The sequence below is a fragment of the Bdellovibrio sp. HCB117 genome, from assembly GCF_047305915.1.
Classification (GTDB): domain Bacteria; phylum Bdellovibrionota; class Bdellovibrionia; order Bdellovibrionales; family Bdellovibrionaceae; genus Bdellovibrio; species Bdellovibrio bacteriovorus_B.
Map to the genome: position 1 here is coordinate 2,267,875 of NZ_CP178622.1, position 20,320 is coordinate 2,288,194.

General features: G+C 46.0%; 12 protein-coding genes. 4 read left to right on the plus strand and 8 right to left on the minus strand.

The genetic code is table 11. The annotated features are described in order from the left end of the window. The first annotated feature begins 162 nt into the window (after window positions 1-162). Both ACLWBD_RS10795 and ACLWBD_RS10800 read left to right on the plus strand, forming a co-directional pair. On the plus strand, window positions 163-1,200 hold the full coding sequence (locus tag ACLWBD_RS10795; protein ID WP_413568174.1) for a sensor histidine kinase: 1,038 nt from the start codon (window positions 163-165) through the stop codon (window positions 1,198-1,200). Beyond that, window positions 1,197-2,546: an HD domain-containing phosphohydrolase gene (locus tag ACLWBD_RS10800; RefSeq protein WP_413568175.1), complete on the plus strand. Its 1,350-nt coding sequence runs from the start codon at window positions 1,197-1,199 to the stop codon at window positions 2,544-2,546. Before ACLWBD_RS10795 ends, ACLWBD_RS10800 begins: the two co-directional genes overlap by 4 nt. Before the next feature lie 58 nt (window positions 2,547-2,604). On the opposite strand, the gene ACLWBD_RS10805 is transcribed toward ACLWBD_RS10800, so the two are convergent. The 5 genes from ACLWBD_RS10805 to ACLWBD_RS10825 all read right to left on the minus strand — a co-directional run bounded on the left by ACLWBD_RS10805 (window position 2,605) and on the right by ACLWBD_RS10825 (window position 13,528). Further along, window positions 2,605-3,522 carry a hypothetical protein gene (locus tag ACLWBD_RS10805; RefSeq protein WP_373997706.1) on the minus strand — a complete coding sequence of 306 codons (918 nt, stop codon included), beginning with the start codon at window positions 3,520-3,522 and terminating at the stop codon, window positions 2,605-2,607. Window positions 3,523-3,570: 48 nt separating this feature from the next. Further along, window positions 3,571-6,675 (minus strand): S8 family serine peptidase, encoded by a 3,105-nt coding sequence (locus ACLWBD_RS10810; RefSeq protein WP_413568176.1) that lies wholly within the window; start codon window positions 6,673-6,675, stop codon window positions 3,571-3,573. Continuing rightward, on the minus strand, window positions 6,672-10,082 hold the full coding sequence (locus tag ACLWBD_RS10815) for a hypothetical protein (protein WP_413568177.1): 3,411 nt from the start codon (window positions 10,080-10,082) through the stop codon (window positions 6,672-6,674). The genes ACLWBD_RS10810 and ACLWBD_RS10815 overlap by 4 nt, the downstream gene beginning before the upstream one ends. 178 nt (window positions 10,083-10,260) lie before the next feature. After that, window positions 10,261-11,277 carry a hypothetical protein gene (locus tag ACLWBD_RS10820; RefSeq protein WP_063204415.1) on the minus strand — a complete coding sequence of 339 codons (1,017 nt, stop codon included), beginning with the start codon at window positions 11,275-11,277 and terminating at the stop codon, window positions 10,261-10,263. 193 nt (window positions 11,278-11,470) lie between these two features. Next, window positions 11,471-13,528 carry a hypothetical protein gene (locus ACLWBD_RS10825; protein ID WP_413568178.1) on the minus strand — a complete coding sequence of 686 codons (2,058 nt, stop codon included), beginning with the start codon at window positions 13,526-13,528 and terminating at the stop codon, window positions 11,471-11,473. 124 nt (window positions 13,529-13,652) lie between these two features. Between ACLWBD_RS10825 and ACLWBD_RS10830 the strand changes: the two genes are divergently transcribed. Next, window positions 13,653-14,375, plus strand: coding sequence for an FAD-binding oxidoreductase (locus tag ACLWBD_RS10830; RefSeq protein WP_413568179.1), 723 nt, complete (start codon window positions 13,653-13,655; stop codon window positions 14,373-14,375). After that, window positions 14,323-15,273: a DMT family transporter gene (locus ACLWBD_RS10835; RefSeq protein WP_413568180.1), complete on the plus strand. Its 951-nt coding sequence runs from the start codon at window positions 14,323-14,325 to the stop codon at window positions 15,271-15,273. The genes ACLWBD_RS10830 and ACLWBD_RS10835 overlap by 53 nt, the downstream gene beginning before the upstream one ends. 19 nt (window positions 15,274-15,292) lie before the next feature. Here the strand turns inward: ACLWBD_RS10835 and ACLWBD_RS10840 are convergent, their stop codons facing one another. The 3 genes from ACLWBD_RS10840 to ACLWBD_RS10850 all read right to left on the minus strand — a co-directional run bounded on the left by ACLWBD_RS10840 (window position 15,293) and on the right by ACLWBD_RS10850 (window position 20,308). Then, window positions 15,293-16,327, minus strand: coding sequence for a DUF475 domain-containing protein (locus ACLWBD_RS10840; RefSeq protein ID WP_063204418.1), 1,035 nt, complete (start codon window positions 16,325-16,327; stop codon window positions 15,293-15,295). A gap of 39 nt (window positions 16,328-16,366) precedes the next feature. Further along, window positions 16,367-18,970, minus strand: a complete 2,604-nt coding sequence (uvrA, locus tag ACLWBD_RS10845) for an excinuclease ABC subunit UvrA (RefSeq protein WP_413568181.1) — start codon at window positions 18,968-18,970, stop codon at window positions 16,367-16,369. A gap of 66 nt (window positions 18,971-19,036) precedes the next feature. Next, window positions 19,037-20,308, minus strand: a complete 1,272-nt coding sequence (locus ACLWBD_RS10850) for a hypothetical protein (protein ID WP_413568182.1) — start codon at window positions 20,306-20,308, stop codon at window positions 19,037-19,039. Between the last annotated feature and the right edge of the window lie 12 nt (window positions 20,309-20,320).

Below are 20,320 nucleotides of genomic sequence, written 5' to 3' on the forward strand. Positions count from 1 at the left end.
TCACTTTCAAAAGGTAAAAAATCCTACCTGATTCTTATCGGTTTCACTTGTAGTAAGGTATATAGAAAAAATTCGTAATAACATTACAAATGGGATCAGTTACGAAATCGCATTGAGAACAAACTAAACAATCCGAAAAGTAATGGCAGAGGTTATAACCAGATGAAAGAGCTTCTTTCGGATGTGAACCCAGTGAAATCCATTGTTCTACAGCTTCGTCGTATTCATCCTAATGCTATTATCACTGTTGTTGCACTGTTCATTTTTACGATACTCACGGCAAGCCTGTTTCAAAAGGAGTCGTTTTTAAACCATTTATTTGACGTCATTTGTCTTTTGGTTGCACTTTGCTCTATCGTCGCTATTTCACTATGCCATCTTTATCTAGAGAGCCAAAAACACGCCGCTCAAACGATCGCTGTACTTGAAAGCAAATCTCAAGAGCTGCAAGAACAAAAGACCATTGCTTTGCAGTCGGCGAAAATGTCGGCGCTGGGTGAAATGGTTGCCGGCATGGCTCACGAAATCAATACGCCGTTAGCGGCCATTAAAATGTTCTTATCAGAAGCGCTTTACGAAATTGAAAACAACAAAGCCGATAATTCGACTCTTATAGGTTACCTCCATAAATCAGACGCAACCATCGACCGCATCTCTAAAATTATTAAAGGACTCCGAACGTTCGCTCGCTCTGGCGAGTCGGATCCTTTCCAGCCCTACTCTGTTCAAGAAGCAATCGAAGATGCGATGATTTTATGCGGAGACCGTTTTAACACCGAAGGAGTCGAACTTCGTTGGGAAATTCCCGCCGAAACAATTCCAATCGAATGCCGTCCCGTGGAAATCACTCAAGTTCTTCTGAATTTAATGGGAAATGCGTTAGATGCTGTTGGCAAACTAGATCAGAAATGGATCGAACTCAACGTTTCGCAAACGCCTGATTTCGTTCAAATGAGGGTGACAGATTCTGGCCCGGGGATTGACCCGTTGGTTTTAGACAAGATATTTCAGCCCTTTTTCACGACGAAAGATGTAGGAAAAGGCACGGGCATTGGCCTAAGTATTTCGATGGGAATCGCCAAGGGACATAACGGAAGACTCTTTATTGATCCGGGACATGTGAACACGAGCTTCGTAATTGAAATTCCTAAACGGCAGAATCTTCAAATCGAAGATCTTTCTTTAGAAGGTATTATATGATGAAGAAAATTCTTTTAGTTGAAGACGATGAATTCTTTCGGTCGGCCGTTAAGGACTTCCTCGGTAAGACTTATGAAGTGCACGAAGCCGAAAACGGACTTCACGCGCAAAACCTATTAAATGAAAATCTAGATCCTGATGCCATTCTTACAGATATCAAAATGCCAAAAATGACCGGCATCCAGCTTTTAGAGTGGGTTCGCGAACACAGGCCAAAGATTCCAGTTGTACTAATGACTGGTTTTTCAGAGATTTTAGAGACGAAACGCGCACACGAACTGGGGGCCAAAGACTTTATCCCTAAACCTTTTAAGTCCGCGGAGCTTCTTTCTAAGCTGAATAATTTGTTAGCAGGCGCTTCTCAATGGAAGATTGATGACGGTAAAGATGAAGACTTTTGTTCTTTACCTGTCGAAGACTTTCTTACGGAAAGAAACACGCAGTTCGGTATCTTCGTCAAAGTCGCTTCCAACAAATACATCAAGATCGCCCATCATGGTGGAAAGATCGCAGAAGAAAAGCTGCGCGTCTTTAAAGAAAAAGGTGTTAACTTCTTATATGTAAAGCAGGCCGACTTTTCAAGTATCGTGGGTTTTACGGTCCACATATCCAAAGTGGTCAGCGCGAGTGAAAAAGTCGACGATTCAAAAAAGTTGCGGTTCGTAAAGTACACCGGGGGTTTGATTGTACAGCAGGCCTTTGTACAGGGCACAGATAAAGCTTTATTCAATAATGCCAAAGACTTTCTTTCATCGAGTGTTTCGGTCATCACCGAGTCCGAAGATGCAATGACCGTTTTAGATCAATTGAATGATCATAACGACTACCTCTATTCGCACAGTTTAGGTGTTAGTATGTACTCGGTGATGATCGCAAAAAAAATGGGAATCAACTCTCCCCAAACTCTTTTTAAGCTGGCGATGGCGGGCTTGTTTCACAATATTGGATTTAAAGAACTGCCTCAGGATGTTCTACAAAAAAGTCGTTTTAAACTCAGCAAAGAAGAACGCATGCTGATTGAATCGCACCCGGCTCGGGGAAAAGAAATCCTAGAGTCCATTAAAGGCATCCCTACTGATGTTATTCAAATGACTTACGAGCATCACGAGGATCTGATGGGAACGGGCTATCCCCGTCGAATCGATAAGAAGAAGATCCATCCGCTCACAAGAATTATCTCTGCGGCAGATGCGTTTTGCACCCTGACGCTGAAGAATCCAGATAATGAAGTGCCCTTGGATGGAGCCGCGGCTATCGCCCGATTACATGAAACCAAACAAAGTCTTTTGGATCAAGATTGCCTCAAAAGCCTGGCGTCCCTTTTTTCGGCTAAGCAGGTGGCTTAAAATAAAAAAGCCCACGCTTAGAAGCGCGGGCTTTTGAAACTCTATTATCGGCCAGGAATTACCAACCGAAAGAGTCTACGTCGTAACCCCAGTTAGCAAGAGCTTTTTTGTACATGCCCTTCATGAACTTTTGAGCTTGGTGAGGTTTCAAACCAAGTTCAGAAGCAGATCTGTTTGTGATGTCTTGCATTCCTGCAGAGTCACCCAAAGCCAAATCTTTTGCTGCTGCCAAAGCGTCAGAGAACTGAACACCGAAAACAGCTTTGAAAGTTTTGTCCATGTCTTTTTCAGAAGTTGTACCGCGTTCCGCAGCTGCAACCGCCCAAGAGTTCAATGCAGAAGCTACCGCTACCGCTTTGTCTTGTTTGAAGCCGTATTCTTTCATCAACTTCTCAGAAGCTCTTTTAACAAGTTGTTTGTTCGCGTCAGAGTTCAAAGCCGCAAAGTTTGTATCAGAAGCTGAAGAAGAAGTTTTGTCATTGATAGCTTGACCGTAGTTAGACTCACCTGTGTTCGCATTGTATAGAACACCGTTTTTACCTAACCAGTATGTACCGTTACGGATATCTTCCCAGAAGAAACCAGTTGTACCTACACCGATAGATGTGCCACCCACATAACCCGCGAATTCAGAAACGTCAGCGTAGTATTGGAATTGACCAAGATCGTTGTAAACAGCGGCTTCACCGTTAGCATCGAACTTTACATACCAAAGGTCATCAGAACCGTAACCTTGGCTGTTGTAGTCTGGATCTCTAGTTACAGTGATACGAGTTCCATCAGACGCCAAGAATGTGCAACCAGGAGTCGCTTCTTGAGTTGTACAAACATCGCCGTAAACTGTTTCGTATGGGTAGTAGATAGCTCCGCCGCCACCAGTGCCGCCGCCGCCTCCGCCACCACCACCGCCGCCACCGCAGGCTGCGAAGCTAGTTGCTACAACTGACGCAAGAAGAGTGCGCATTACATTTTTCATTTGTGGTTCCTCCTATGTGTTTTCGTCCCTATATGTGTTTTGTATTTACTAATACGTCAAATTAACTCTGAGTAACTTGTCTCCGCAGTAGTAATCGAAAGAGTGAGCCCCTTTCGCTCCGTCGAAGACAGGTGTCTCCATCGAACGGCATCCCGAAGACTTAAATCTTAAGCGCGCCGGTGACACCAGTTCGATCGCAGATCCATCCTTTGCAAAAACCGGTACCAACATTTTGACACCACGGCTGAGGCCGGCACTTTCAGTAGTAAAGATCCCAGGAATCTTTGTTGATGCATTGCGCGCATCACGTAAAGTTAATGGGATGTACAGACTGATAAAGAGGTTGTCTGGGAAGAACGTATAACGATCTAAACTCTTGCTCCAAACCTGCCCCGAAAGCAGGTCATGATACTGAATTTCAGAATTTGTAAGAACGAAAGCCCCCTTGCGTTGCTGACCGGCGAAGACCGCACGAACGCGCAAAGCGGAGTCAAATTGGGACCGCTGAGCCCCCAACTGACGATCCAAAAGGTCAAAGTCCTTGTTATCAAAAAGCGTTAAACGCTGCTTACGACTCAAGCCTTCCCCGAACCAGAAGCTCCCCGCGAATTCGTCCTTGTTGTAATCAAGGTTCTGAATTTTATCCACGCGGGTGTCTAGGATGTTTCGGTAAACATTTGAGTCATGAAATAAATCAAGCTCCATGAAGTTTTCAATCTTCCCGTTAACCACTTCCGCCACGGCGAAGTCATATAAATAGGAAGGCTTGGCTTCCGTCCCCTGATTCTTCGCTAAAAGAATCGCGATGCGACCGGCTTCAACCTGATCTTGACGAGGTTGAATGATATCCACGATTTGATAGTCTTCGTGATCACGCAAAGCTTTCAGCTGATTCTTTTCGTTTAAGAAGTACAGACGAAGCTTGGATTGTTCATAGTTATCTGGATTTTCCCAGTAATCTTTGAGATCACGCTTACGATCCGGGTCTTTACCACCACCCAACCATGTGGGGCGCTTCGTACCGCCGATGGATTGCCAGTAAATTTGCGACGCATCCACAGGCATTGGCGCCATCACACCGTCATACTTAAAGCTATCGACTAACTTCAAAGAAGAATCAAAAACAAAGAACGACGTTGGAGAACCTTTGTAGTCTTCCTCTTCGGTCTTATCTTCCAAAACTCCCAAGACATATTCACTGCGACCATCGCCATTCATATCCATGCGAGCCGTGACTTTATCAAGAAGGTTGTCGCTATTTCCTTCGATTTGAATTTTCGTACCGCCGGAAGCTTTGTAAGTGCCGTTGCCAGCATCTGCCACGAGGTAAAGCTGCCATGTATTTTTATTTTCAATCAACGCCAGGTAATCACGTTGATTCGTATCTGCATCTAAGTTTTGATCGAGCGGAATGAAAGAAAAGCGTCCCTTCGGCATGCCCACGATGGGGAACGTTTGAATATCACTTCCTGCTAAGTTCGCATTCACTTCCACAGTCACTTCGCTTTCTAAAACGTAGCGACGAGCTTCTTGGCCGTTCACAGAAACATCCACAGTCAGGTCCAGCTCACTTGGAATGCGAGATTGCGAAGGATCAGCAGCATCCACGATCGTCATCGCCACCGTATACTTACGAACTTCGCCCGTTTTCCATAAAGCCGCGTAAGGAGCAATTTCTTTAATCGAAGTCACCCACGGACGAGCCGCTTCGGGATGAGGTTTTAAGAAATTAGCGGTCATGCGCACTTGAGAGATATCTACAGGTGCCCACTTATTCACAAAAGAAATTTCGAAGTTAAGATCTTTACTTTTACGATCCCAAACGATTTCGGCTTTTTCCTTATTGGCGATAGTGATGAGTGGTTGCGCAGGAACTTTCAGAGCGCGTTCCACGTCCATATTTCCACCGACGGAATACTTCTTATAGATTTCTTTTTCAGGTGATAACACGCGTCCTTGTTCATGTGAACCACCCGACACCAACGAAAGATTCGAAAGCAACGGACGAGATCCCAAAACCAGACGAGCATACACTTCATTCGCTGGCACACCACGAGCCAAAAGTTCCGCCACGGCGGCTGCTACATAGGGAGACGCCTGAGAAGTGCCCGAGAGGTATTCGTAACCCAATGTAGAACGGAAACGCACTGGACGACGTCCTTCAGGATACGTACTTAAAATATTTAAGCCCGGTGCAACGATATCAACACCACTGCCGAAGTTAGAAAAGTGAGCCATCGCACCGTCGGGACCCGCTGCACCGACGCAAATCACGTTAGGGTAAGCACACGGTCTTAAAAGAGCGCGAGTGGAGTCATTTCCCGCCGCCGCGACGATGATGATGCCGCGAGCTTGAGCCTCCTCAATCACCTTCCGCATAAATTCAGAATCCGAAGTCTGTGGCCATCCCATAGAGAAGTTGATCACTTGAGCACCTGAGTGCATCGCATAGATCACACCGCGAGCAACAACATCACCCAGACTCTTTTTGATATTTTCGCGACCTTCTTCAGAAGGAGAATCATAGATGGAGAGTGGCTTAATCGGTTCACTGGGTTGAACCCCAATAACCTGCACTGGCAGGATTTCAACGTTTTCGCTTAAACCGCGAATGCCGACGTTATTGCCAACTTCCGCTGCGATAATACCCGCGACATGAGTTCCGTGACCTTGGTCATCACCAAAATCAGGACGACCCATGATTTTATTCGTCGGGTTCACCGCGCCTAAAAGACTCCAGCCTTGGCAATCTAATGGATAACCATTTTTATCCATATCGACTTCAGGATTTTTTAAATCCATCCATTTTGCTTCACACTCTTTGCGATCTTTGTCTTCCAGGCAGGCATTGAACTTCGCTAAAGCGCGACATTCGGTTTCGTTACGGTGAATGACGTTTTTAAGATCTGGATGATCTTTCTGGATACCCGTATCTAAGACAGCAACAAGCACTTTCTTTTTGGCCTTTTGTGGAGCTGGCAGGCGCACGTCTTCTTGGGCGCGAGCAGGAACCTTGTAAGTATGCAAAGGATCCAAGTCCACTGTTTGCGGTTGGCCTTGATTATTAATCCCCCACTGATAGATAGCAAAGGGATCCGCCGCGAAGGCCGAAACAGTTCCTAGTGTCAGCAAAACAAAGAGTGCGTTTCTCATCGGAAGCTTCCTTGTGAACGATCTAACTCAATCGGAGAAATACGAGTCTTATTGGCAAACATCGCAATCAAGCCGCTGGCGTAATCCATGTTTTTCTTAGGATCACCCAAAGTATTTGAGAAGTACTCTAAGTCTCCGTCTTCATCACCACTGCGGAAACCATTGATACGAACAAAGAAGACATAGTTTTCTTCACCTAAGAACTTTAAAAGCTGTGGAAGAGGAATTTCTTCTTCCAAAATATAAAGAACATTCGTCATCCACTGCGTCTGAGACTTTTTGTCTTTAGGATAACTAGCGGAAGCTTTCAAAAGCTTTTCCATCCAAGGAATCATACAGTCGTAGTTTGTACCATTGAGCCAAGCCGAGGTCGGCGTGTTTTGCGCACTGTCGTTCTTGCCACCACCATGACGATTTTCATGGTACTCATAGCAGGCCGCCATGTAACGATTCTTACCGGCGTTGTAATTGCCATTTCCTAGAACTTTCAACATGTCGTCGAACATTTCTTTATCGTTAGCGCGCGCCTTACGACCCATTTTTTCACTCAGCTTTTGGAAAACGCCGCTGATAAACTTAGAACGTTTGACAGACTTCCCATTCGCATCTGGCTGAAGAACTAAATCACGCACTTTATCAAGGCCACCTGGCAAGATCGAAAGATTCGCCGTGATACGATAGAAATCCACGGCCGTTACTGTCGAGAAGGCCTCAGGCTCAATCAAACGGTAAGACATCAAAGGAGCTCCGTTTAGTTCTTGTTGAACTTCATCTAGAAGCTTAAAGAATTTTTTGCGGTTCAAATGCCATCCGCCCCACACGTGTTGAATCACGGCAACGGAAGGATATTGAGTGCCTTTCACCGTCAGATCGGCCTCTGTAGTGACTGTTCTCCAGTAAGCTTTACCGAATGGCGTGTTGGCTGGATTTGGATCATTTGTTTCAGCCAGATCAATCTTGTTGTCAGGCTTCCACTTGCTGAGAATGCCTTTAATCCAGTCCGTCGCAAAACCCAAAAGATCACGGCCTTTCAACTCACCACGTTTATTAGCAAACAGAGTCACCTCAGAATCCTTAGGATCTAGATCTGGAGCGTCGGGCGAACGTGGGTAACGGATTTTCAATAAATGATCCTCTGTGAAAGAGTTCATACGGATCGCAAAGACCTTTGTGCGCATCTCTTTAGTTTTAAGCTGGTGATCAATCTCAAATTTCTTATGCGCGAAGTTTGCGTAAAGAAGTTCAGGATCATTGCTCTTAAATAACGAGCGCAAAGCAGGCTTCAAATTGTTACGAGTGGCCAAAAAGTCTTTAACGAATTTTGAATCCGCGTTTTCAGTATCTAGGAGTTCCGCGTATTCCGGGTTGTAATCAATAACGAAAGCATCCGTATTAAGATCCGTCCACGTTGTGCTGGCGCGAACACGCATCAAATTAATGAAGTAGTTCACATCCAAGCTCATCCCCAAAGCACTGGCTTTTTGGTTACGAACGTAGACTTGGATACCTTCCTTCGTCCGCATAAAGCTTGTTTGACGAAGAATCGCGCGAGAACCATCAGCCCCAACGGAGACAGAGTTGATGAAACTTAGCGGAGTAATCCCCATCAAGACATCTAAGGAAGATGTTAATTGCGCATAAGCAGATAGCGCCACAGAGTCCGTGATTGTGAAGACTTCGCCTTCACGAAGTTCCGCCAAGAACGCATCCAAAGGCTGTTGCTTCTTACCATCTTCAGACGTGATGAGGTCTTTTTCCGTCAAGACTTGAGAAAGATTGTTCATGTAACGAGGAAGCAAGATATTCTTCCACGGAACTTTCGCACCTTCGGTGATGGAAAGAAGAGGACGTACGTGAGTGTAATCCCGCATCACCATGACGTTGGCACCGGCAAATGGTACGACGTCAGGAACTCCGTCCAAAGTCATAAAGTAGCCTAAACGACCCGCCACGCTCATGTTATCGACAAGCTGAATCGCCGCCGAACTTCCATAGTAAGTGCCCGTCGAAACATGGCGAGTGGCAGCTAAGTTAAATCCACCAACAGGTCCACCCCAAGCCTCCACTTGTTGGTAAAGTGGCTCATTCGGTTTAGTACGGATATGGTCCATGATACGATTTGTGATCTCTTCACGGCGGTTGGCATAAAGGTCATTCACCTTCAGCAAATCCAATTTTTCGTTAAGGTAGTTGATCACGGTTCCAATCGCCATGGATTTAGAGCGGATTCCAAGGTAGCGCTCTAAATCACCATCTTGGAATGGCGACTGACGGTCTCCGTGCGCAAAACGCTGTGGGTAACCAGGAACGAATTCCTTCATCACCTTCCCGTTTTGCACCAGCCCACTCTTCGTAGAAATATCCAGACGAGGAAGCGACCAGTTCGCCGCACCTTTAAGATTGAAAAGTTCCAAGGCATTGTGCGCGCGGTGGATAAGTTTTGCTAACACCAACTCTTCAAGCTCTGACGGGAAGGCCCCTGCCTTCACGATGTCTTGAAAGTCTTGATAACGAAGTTGGGCCAAACGACGCACCAACCAACGAGCATCTTCATAAGTACACGCAGAAAATGACTCTGCGGAAGGATGTGTAAGAACGACGTGGCCCGAAAGAACAGAACCTAATTTCGGAGAAAAACGGTTGATACTTTCAGGCACATCCACCAAAGCAAAAGGAAGAATCAACGCACGGTAAGCGCGGTAACGAGAGAATCTTTGCACCGTTGGCAATTGATCTGGATTGTTTGGATCTGGAGCATAACCCCATTGAATATCAAAGTATTCAGCGACAGCCGGTTCAAGAACCGCATCTGAAAAGACAACCGTGTGATTGGTTTTGTTATTCTCCGTCACCCAGCCACGACTTTCAAAGTCAGAAATCATGGATTCTTGAGCATTCTTCAAGAAAGCTTCTTTTTCTTCTTCATTCGCGAACTGAACGCGCAGGTTGCGGTAATACTTTGGAGACGGAACGTAATAGCCGAGTTTTCTTAAAAGAGCCGCTCTCATCAAAGTAGTGTGAGAGTAACGGCTGAGGCTTAAGCGATAGAAAAGCCCTGGGCTCTCAATCGATTGAACGCGCGACATGTATGTGAATGGCAAGGCGGCTTCTTCAGAAAGGAACTGCACACCGCGAGCGGCCGCAGGATAAGCGCCAGGAACGTTTTCCACCGCATCGTAAATACGGTTTTGCCACATCTTGTTTTCGATAGGATTGAAGGTGCTAAGGTCCGTTCCTTGATTAGCGAGGGCTGCGGCCTGACCGACGTCTAAAGGGCTTCCAGAGCGGTTTAGAAGGTCTGCGGAGGGCTTTTTGACTGACTTTAGCGGTAGTGACACACTCTCCGCACTCGCGATAGAGAGCATCATCAGGCATAAAGCGCAGACAATAACTATTCTTAAAGACATTCACGCCCCCTTTTGGGTAGGGTCAAAAATTCGTGTTCTAGCACCGTCCGCGAATTTAGCAATTAGCGGGCCAGTAAGATGGTTTCGTTTTGATTCCAAAATTGCTTAAAAAGCTCTCACCCAAGATCAGTCCCTGAGGACTTCAGGGACCTGAGAACTTTTTATAGGTCTGTTCTGTTTATCTACATTGACCCTTGTAGTGCGCTAGCATCGCTTTTTCCAATGGAGCGCGCTCATCTTCACTTACGATAAATGCTCCGACAGGACGGGACGCATTTTGGTAAACAAAGCCGCCAACAATGGCTGGAGAATAAAATTGTCCACTCGTTCCATCGAAGTACAGAAGAACGTCACGAGAAGGCTGATTTGAGTCGTAAACTGTGAATTCATAGACATTGCTTTTTGTTTTCTTATAAGACTTCACCATCACCACGTGCTGGATTGTTCTTTCCACACGCAGATTCATCAAAGTCAAACGCTTGCCATTCAGGTTTTTGAGAAGTTGTGCCATTGTCGCCCAGTTGGCTTTTACAGAGCGCTCACCACTTTTGAATGTCATACCCAAGTTACCGAAGCGGAAGAAACGATTGGCTTGATTGGCTTCGATCTCATCGGTGAAGTTACGGCGCACGCGAGCTCCGCTGATCCATTGATCATAACCGTCACGCATTTCGGCCCACAGACCGTTATATGTATTTGTCGCTTTCAGAGTGTTTCCTTCAACCGCAAAAGTGGAGTAAGAAGCAGGTCTTGTATCGTAAGGGGCATTGGAGTTGTCTCTCGTATTTTCAACCAGTTTATTCCCGCGCACCATATCCAAAATTACGGGCACACGAACGCTCATCGCTTGCGCTCCAACCGTGTTATAGCGAGCTAAGTAAGAGACCATACGTTGAGTGCTCGAAAGGGCCCAGCAGCCCGCAATCGTCGCGACACCACTTCGGAAAGGCCAATTGGTCACGGGCATATTTCTTTCTTCTGAAAACGCATCCGCGCGAATGGCTTTATAGATATTGTCTACTGAAAGAGTTGAACAACGAAGATTTTCAACTAGTGAGTCATTGATCACACGAGACTGTGCCGCCTTCGAGATGTTTTTAGTTTTATCGGTTTGCGCGAAAGCTTGCTCCGCAGAAACCACAAGAGAAGAAAATAATCCCACAATAAAGAGGAAGAACAGCATAAGTGCTCGCATTTGACGTTCCTTTCATGACAACGATTGGGACATAAGCAAATCCCCGTCCACTGGGAGAACTGATAAAGACGTTTACAGCTGTCAAAGATCTAAACAGGTGACATTTCTGCGGGGCTCTTAGCGTTCGGGCAAAAAAAAAAGAACACCTGGAAGCCAGGTGTTCTTTGAATTTCCGTAATGTTCTCGATACTTATTAGAAGTTAATACCTAGACCGACAGTTCCATAGAACGTGTTCAACTCGGCCTTTTGATTCAAAGAAGAATCCGTGAAACCGTAGCGTTTGATACCAAAACCGGCTTCACCGAAGTAGCGGTCTGACCACAGAACCTTACCGTGGAAATTAAGAGACATGGACGAATTCAGCTCCACATTCGAATCCATCGAGTTCATGTAATAGATGAATTCCATATCCACCCACTTCGGATAACGAAGAAGTGGAAGCAAGTTGAATAGATCATCAAACACCTTCGGCATAGAACGCGCCCAGAAAGCCCCTACCCCTAACATAGGAGCCTTCAATTGATCGAAGGTCACGCTTTGATAAGAAAGCATTCCACCCACCGTTTCGTCACGGCCCCACAAACCTGGAGTTGCACGGTATTTTAAATCCACTGTCATAACGCTGAGTGGAGCTGTATTACCCGCATCATCCACTTTCAATTGATTGAAGGATTGGAAATACTTCGCACTAAAACCCCAACGTTGACGAGAAAGCCAATAATTCGTCCAACCAAAGAGATCTTCGAACCATTGGTTGTACGCCACTTCGCCCATGACGATGAATTCACCCGAAGCTTGGACACCCGTGAAGCGACCTGAAAACTCACGAGGGAAGCCTTTATAGATTTCATAGAAAGACTTATAAGTCTTTCCGTCCATCGTTACATTTAAGTACGAGCGATTGATCGCACCGCGCTCTGTAGCTTTGAAATTCCAAACGAAAGATGCTGGATCTTTATCGCTGACAGTGACGGAGTTTTGTTCTGAAGAAATATCCGCAACAGGTTGTTTACGCCCCTCTAACTTGATGCCGTCGATATAAGTTCCGGTCGGAGCACGTCTATTTAAATAAACACGAGCCTGCGCGCGAGGGATTTCTGAAAGCTCAAAACGTTGTTTGAAAACGCCCCCGCCCTGACCTGGAAGATAAATTTTTGGATCATTCTTAGCTACGGCCGCCGCCCAAAATTTTCTTGGATCACCGATCGTGGATTCAAAACCCAAAAGTTTCGTTAAAGCACTGTATTGATCTGGATTCAAGATCACCGAACGCCCCATAGGGCGCGTATCGTAACCCACGATACGAAGCACCGTTGGTTTCTTCGTGTCTGAGATATCCATCAACTGAAGCTTGTTCGGCAATGTCACAAACTCATATGACTCACCACTTGCAAGCTCAGCAAAGAAAGCGGCTGGCATATCTGCGCCGACAGCAACGGAGTTTTTCAACGGAGCTTCTTCATTTTGTACAAGCACGCGCGCTGGTGTTGGGTCCATACGAACTTTACCCATCACTACGTTTTGCCCCGAAGACTTCGTACCGTAACGTTGCGAACACATTTTTGTCGAGTTACGACCGTCTGATTGAGTCACACAGAACCGGAAAGATTCTTTCTGTCCCCAAAAAGGCGCATTTGCGGCTCTGGCGTCTAAACCAAACTGCGTTCCAAAAATTCCTGAACGACCGATTTGTTTTGCTTCAACACCTTTTCCAATAAGGTCCTTGCGCCACTCTTCAAGTTGTTTAATCCATTTATCATGATCCGCTTCCGTGAAAGTATGACTCCAAAGAACTGTTCCCGTTCTTGAGATCATCTCGATCGTTCCGTGAGTCATTAACTTGTCCGGCCAAGACATCAACAGCATGACTTTATTGGCATCACCACCGCTCAGCACTTGATTGATTTGCGAATGTGTCTTACCCAGTGGCAAAAGCGCGAAGAAAAAGTTCTTCTCATGCAGGGCCACGTTCCCGATTTTCAATTGCTTTCCATTCGCGCCCGTTAAGTCGTACTCCAGCTCCAAAGGCGGCAGAATGACGCCGTTATCCAACTGATCGAAGTAAAGGGCTTTGTTGAACTCCCGCGTCGCTGCTGTTTTAAGCAGGGATCTTTGTGGAGCAGGAATCTCTTCCTGAGTTTCTGCGGGGGGCTGAGAGGCGGCCTCTTGAGGAGCCGGAGTCTCTTGAGCCTGCGCGAACGTTGTAAAAGACAAGACAAGGGATAAGACCAGATGCTGCGCAATATTCACGTAGATACCTCATTGCTGTGTTACTTACTAAATTTTATTGAATGCGAGGTTTTGTAACAAGCTAAAATATTGGACTGTCTGGGATTTTCGGATTATTAAGACCTTTTAAAACTGAAGGAGCCTTATGTCTTCCGCTCGCAAAGTCTACCACATGAGAGTCACGGAAATTATCGATCACACCCCGACCGTGCGAGAATTGGTGCTAAAAACCGAGGAACCGGGGGAATTTACCTTTAAAGCGGGTCAATTCGTGATGCTAAATGTGCCGCAAGGGGAAGCAAAACCGATTTTAAGAGCTTATTCCATCGCTTCTGACGACAGAATCAAGAACGGTTTCCGTTTGCTTTTCAAGTTCGTTGAAAATGGTGTGGCCTCGACATTTGTATGGGCTCTTAAAGGTGGCGAACTCATAAACTTCACAGGTCCTTTCGGAAAAGTCTTCTTCCAAGAGCCGCCAACGGAACAAATTGTGTTCTTGAATACAGGCACGGGTCTTTCTCAACATATCTGCTATCTACTTTCTAAAAAAGAACAGTATCCAAATCTTCGTTATCGTATGCTCTTTGGGGTGCGCTCTGAAAAAGACATGTACTACCAAAAAGAAGTCGAAGCTTTGATGAAAGAGCTTCCTGATTTCAAATTTGAATTTGTCTTAAGCCGCCCTAGCGAAGAGTGGAAAGGCAAAAAAGGCTACGTGCAAAACTTCATTTCGGAGTTTGATTATAAAAACATTCCAACGACGTTCTATCTTTGTGGTAACGGCGGCATGATCAAGGAAGTGAAGCATCAACTTCTTGAGATCGACGGCTTCGATAAAACTCGCATCTGGTCCGAAGCGTTTGACTAAAAATCGCGCGGCCTTAGAGCTGATTTTCGCCGGAGTCCTTTGGGGCTTCGGCTTTATCGCCACAGTGTGGGCACTGCGTGCCTTTACCCCCACAGAAACCCTGGTTTTTCGTTTCATCATCGCCGCGATCGTCGGTGAAGTTTTTTATCTGCTTGCGAAGGGACCTAACTTCACCACAATTCGTGAAGAGCTCTTTCGCGCCCTGCCCGCCGGACTTCTTTTAGGCGGAATGCTGCTACTGCAAACCATCGGTTTGAAATACACAACCGCGACGAAGAGTGGATTTTTGACCAGTCTTTACGTCATCATCGTGCCTTTGCTGAATGCTTGGTTTTTCAAAGCGCCTTCGACATTGAAAAACTATTTGATCGTGGGTTTGGCCTTGGCAGGAACTTTTATTTTGGTCGACGCGAATCTTTCCGGCATTAATGCCGGTGATCTGTGGACCATCGGCTGCTCGGTGTTTGCCGCGTTTCATATTATTTACATTGGGAAGATTTCAAATCGTGTTGGTAATGCGTTTCGCTTTAATAACTTCCAATCGTTTTGGTGTCTGCTAGCTTTAATGCCTTTGTACATCGCTCAAGAGCGAAGTCCGATGCCGGTAGATTGGACTCCGTGGCTGGGTGTTCTTTGTCTGGGATTGGGTTCCAGTATTATCGCGTTTTATTTGCAGGTGCGAACTCAACGAGTGCTTTCGGATTCCACGGCCAGCATGCTTTTTCTTTTAGAATCCCCGTTTGCGGCGGTCTTCGGTTTCTTGATTCTCAACGAAAGACTTTCATTGTTTCAAACCCTTGGAGCGATCACGATCATGATTGCCTCTGTGTTGCAGATTTGGCTTGATCCTTCCAATAAAAAAGCCGCCGTTTCAGAAAATAAAAAAGGCTCTGTTTAAGAGCCTTTTTTTTTATTACCTAGTGAGCTTTAAGCTGTTTTTCGTTTTTCTTTAAAGACCAGATGAATGAAGTCACGATGATGACTCCACCACTCAGTCCGGTGATCCACTCGGGGATGTGTAAGAACGGATCAGATAACATGATCATGGCTAATAAACCAATCGCGTAAAAGGCACCATGTTCTAAAAATGCAAACTTCGTTAAAGCCTCTTTTTCTACGAACATGATTGTTAAGCTACGTACGAAGAACGCACCGATACTTAAACCGATCATGATAATGAAAAGATTGTGCGTGATCGCGAATGCTCCGACAACACCGTCGAAACTGAAAGAAGCATCTAGAACTTCCAAGTATAAGAACATACCAGCACTTGCTTTATGCACGTCTTTCATTTGATCATCTGAAGCTTCAAGCCATGAACCGATACCATCGACGATCACATAAGTGATAAGACCCGCCATCCCCGCTTTGATGAAGCGCAAAGATTCATCATCAGGAAGGAATTGGGAAATGATCGCTAAGATAATAAGGCTTAACGCCACTTCGATGGCTTCGACTTTACTTCCCAAGTAAGCTGTCGGCTTTTCAATCACTGGAATCCAGTGCAAGTCTTTGCTTTCATCATAGAAGTACTTCAACGCCACCATCAAAAGGAAGGCACCACCAAAGGCCGCTACTTCCAAATGCGCCCCTAACATCAACTGCGCGTAATCATCTGGTTTTGTTGCTGCCATCACCAAGGCTTCCCAAGGGCTGACATGCGCCATGAAGGTCACGATCAATAGTGGGAACACCAAACGCATGCCGAAAACGGCAATCAACATCCCCCACGTCAAAAAACGATGACGCCATACCGGAGTCATCTCTTTAAGTACGACGGCGTTAACAATCGCGTTGTCGAAAGAAAGAGAAATTTCAAGGATAGCCAAAATGAAAGCGATGAAAAGAGCGCTTAATCCTGCGCCGACTGTACCGCCGTAATAGTGACCAACAAAATAGGACGCAATAAGTCCCAGAATCGTAAATGCAAAGGAGCCTGTGAAGTATTTCATGCTCCAAAAATTCGTCGATTCTGGGCGAAGAATCAAGCCTTATTTAAGAACGGGTTTTAGGAATTTACCTGTTTCGCTGCCTGAAACTTTGGCAACTTGTTCTGGGGTGCCAGTGGCGACAATCAAACCGCCGCCTTTACCACCATCCGGTCCCAAATCAATCACATGGTCGGCGGTTTTAACCACTTCCATATTGTGTTCGATGACGAGAACAGTATTGCCGGCATCCGCCAGCTCTTGAATCAGTTCTACAAGTTTTCGAACGTCATCAAAATGCAATCCGGTTGTAGGCTCATCCAAAATATAAAGCGTCTTGCCGGTGCCGCGACGAGAAAGCTCTTTAGAAAGCTTCACCCGTTGCGCTTCTCCCCCAGAAAGAGTCGTCGAGCTTTGACCTAAGGTCATGTAATCCAAACCCACGCGGTGCAAAGTTTCTAACTTGCGATAGATCTGGGTGTGATTGCGGAAAAACTCTAACGCTTCCGCCACACTCATTTCCAAAACATCGGCGATGGATTTATTTTTATACTTAATATTCAAAGTCTCGCGATTGTAACGTCGGCCTTGGCATGTATCACAGGTCACGAACACATCACTTAAGAAGTGCATCTCAACACGAATCTGCCCGTGCCCCATACAGGTTTCGCAACGTCCACCTTTCACGTTAAAACTAAAGCGGCCCGGTTCGTAACCGCGCAACTTAGAATCGGGAAGATTGGCGAAGAGATCGCGAATCATCGGGAACAAACCGACGTACGTCGCTGGTGTTGAACGAGGCGTTCGACCAATCGGACGTTGATTGATATCAATGACTTTATCAATTTTATCCAAGCCTTCTATCTTTTTATAAGGCGATGGTTGCGCCAAAGCTTTATAAAAGTGTTGTGCCAGAATCTTATAAAGAGTGTCGATGATCAGCGTACTTTTTCCTGATCCTGACACCCCGGTAACTGCGGTGAAAGTTCCCAACGGAATTGAAAGATCCACGTTGCGAAGATTGTTGCCTGTAGCTCCGGTGATCTTTAAAAAATCACCGTTCCCTTTTCGGCGCTCTTTAGGAATAGGAATGCGCACGTCGCCTTTAAGGTATTTACCTGTTAAGGAGTTCGGATTTTTTTCTAACTCTTGAGGTGTTCCTTGTGCCATCATCTGGCCACCTAAAACACCCGCGCGAGGTCCTAAGTCGACAACGAAATCAGCATAGCGAATCGTGTCTTCATCGTGCTCGACTAGTAAGATGGTGTTACCTCGGTCTTTGAGCTCTCCGATGATATCTAACAAACGATGGTGATCTCTGGGGTGAAGACCGATACTCGGTTCATCCATTACATAAAGCACGCCGATCAAGGAAGAACCGACTTGAGTCGCCAGACGAATCCGTTGTGCCTCACCACCCGAAAGAGTTCGAGCCGGGCGACTTAAGGAAAGATAAGACGTTCCGACGCGTACCAAGTAATCTAAGCGTGACACGATTTGCTTCACGATTTTTTCAGCAATCAATTGGTCTTTGGATTTCCATTTGATTTTAGAAATCCATTCGCGCAATTCTACCGAACTTAAATCGGCCAGCTCTGCGATTGTTTTTTCGCCTACGCGAATATTCAGCGCTTCTGGTTTTAAGCGTGTCCCCTTACAGTCAGGACAAGCATTAAGAACCATCTCTTCGCCTTCTTCATCATCCTCGTCAGAAGTCTTTTTACCTTTGTATTTATATACGACCTTATCAAGCTTCTTGCCACCGACTTCGGAATCAGAAAACTGTTCTTCTTCTTCCAAATCCAAAGTGCCCAGCCCGTTACAGGTCTCACAGGCTCCACGAGGATTGTTGAAACTGAAAATACGCGGTTCAATTTCCGGAAAGCTGTATCCACACTGAGGGCAGGCCGAATGTAAAGAGTAAGCCGTACGCTCGCCATCCAAAGTTTCAATGATCACGCGGCCATTGGCCATGCCTAGTGAAGTATTGATACTTTCAGCCAACCGAAGCTTCAGCGTATCTTTCAAAATCAATTGATCAACGACCAAGTCGATATCGTGGGTTTTGGTTTTCGCTAATTTAGTGGCTTTATCAAGATCGATCATCTTTCCATCGACCTTGGCCTTCACGAAACCTTTTTTTGCCCAACGTTGGAACTCGGCTAAAAACTCCCCTTTTTTTCCAGAGGCCATGGGAGCTAGAACATAGAACTTTGTACCCATGCTCTTTTTCATCACATCTTCAATAATCTGCTGCGGAGTCTGACTGCTGACCGGAATATGGTGAATAGGACACTCAGGAATACCTACTTTTGCATAAAGCAAACGAAGATAGTCGTAAATCTCTGTCACGGTTCCAACCGTCGATCGAGGATTGGTGCTGACGGACTTTTGATCGATGGCGATAGCTGGCGACAATCCCGAGATCGAATCCACTTCGGGTTTTTTTAGCTGTTCAAGGAAGTTTCGCGCATAGGCCGAAAGACTTTCCACATAACGGCGCTGTCCTTCAGCGTAGACCGTGTCAAAAGCCAGAGACGACTTTCCACTGCCACTGAGGCCTGTGAAGACAGTGATCTTATTTCGGGGAATAGTCACACTGACATTCTTGAGGTTATGTTCTTTGGCGCCTTTTACTATGATTCCGTCTTCTTCAGCATGCGACATAAGCCCTCATTCTAGGATGAGGGGTGAAGAACAGCAAGGGCCAGTCGTTGAAATGCAGTGCTTCTATTATAAGCCAAACCCACATTTGCGCTTGATATAAGCGTCAAAATCAGAGTCCGAGAAGTATTTAAAGCGAGCCGAGGAGCTGCTAGATTGATCGGGCCACAAATCCACCACGGGTACTTTGCAGGACCGACCTTGTTTGCTGATTGTCGCAGTGCCATTGCGTTGAAGGCGCGGTTCTTCTCCAACGCGATCCACGCGGACCATCACGCCGTTACCGCTGTAAGAGATCTTTGCGGGGTTTAAGGCCTTTCCTCCCGAGGTCAAGGCGCCCGTTTCTGAAAGCACACCACCAATAACTTCTTTGGTTTGAGTATTGAATGTCACCGTTTCACCGGTAGGCAACGTGACGATTTGCTGATTTCCTTCCACACGGATGTGCGGCAAAGTTTTGCGCGGCAAAAGCACGATATAACTTTCTTGTGTCTGACTGATCGTGGAATTCGGCATATCACTGATCGAAAAACCAAGACTTTGACGGGCCCCCGCTTCAAAATCAAAACTCCACTCACGCATACGCGACTCACCACTGCTCACGATTTTATTCGGTCCGCGATTATAGAATTTAAATTTACCCGGCGTCGGATCATCGCCATAGGAACAAACGTCGTAACCGCCTTGTTTGGAGGAACAACGCACCGAACGCAATCCATAAGGATTCACGGTGCGCGTCGGTGGATTGATCACCGGAGAATCTTGCGTCGGTTTTGCCGTCCAATTAGCTAAGCCTTCAGGTGCGCCGATAGGAGTGACAGATTCTCCACGTGTGGTTAGTTGCGCGACTTCACAGTCTGAACAAGGTCCACCCGCTTTTCCCTGCTCTTGCACGACACGATTGGCTTGAGACACATTTTCGATTACTTTTTCTGCAGTCTCCGTAGCGGGAACACGCAGCGCCGGCGTTTCCTTTGTCGTCTTCACTTGCGTCGCGACTTCCACAGTTTCTGTCGAAGCATTCTGCTTCATCTCTTTTTCGCCCGGATACAGTTTCATCGATGGGTTTGCGGTGTTGTAGTAAACCCAGACGGACTCGCCCTTATGAGGGCCGGATGTCAGTTCCACTTTCAAACCGTAATTTCCAGAATTAAACTTTTTAGTTTCTTCGATACGCGCACGCGTTCCAGGCGGCATCACAAACTTTACGTTTTTTGTGGATTTTAGAAAATTCGCAGAGTAACGAGCGTTGAAATATCCTTCAAGCTCAACGATATCCCCACCCTTGAAACCAAGACAAAACACGATGAATAAAATAAGGGCTTGTTTCAGAAATCGCATCAAAAGTCCTAT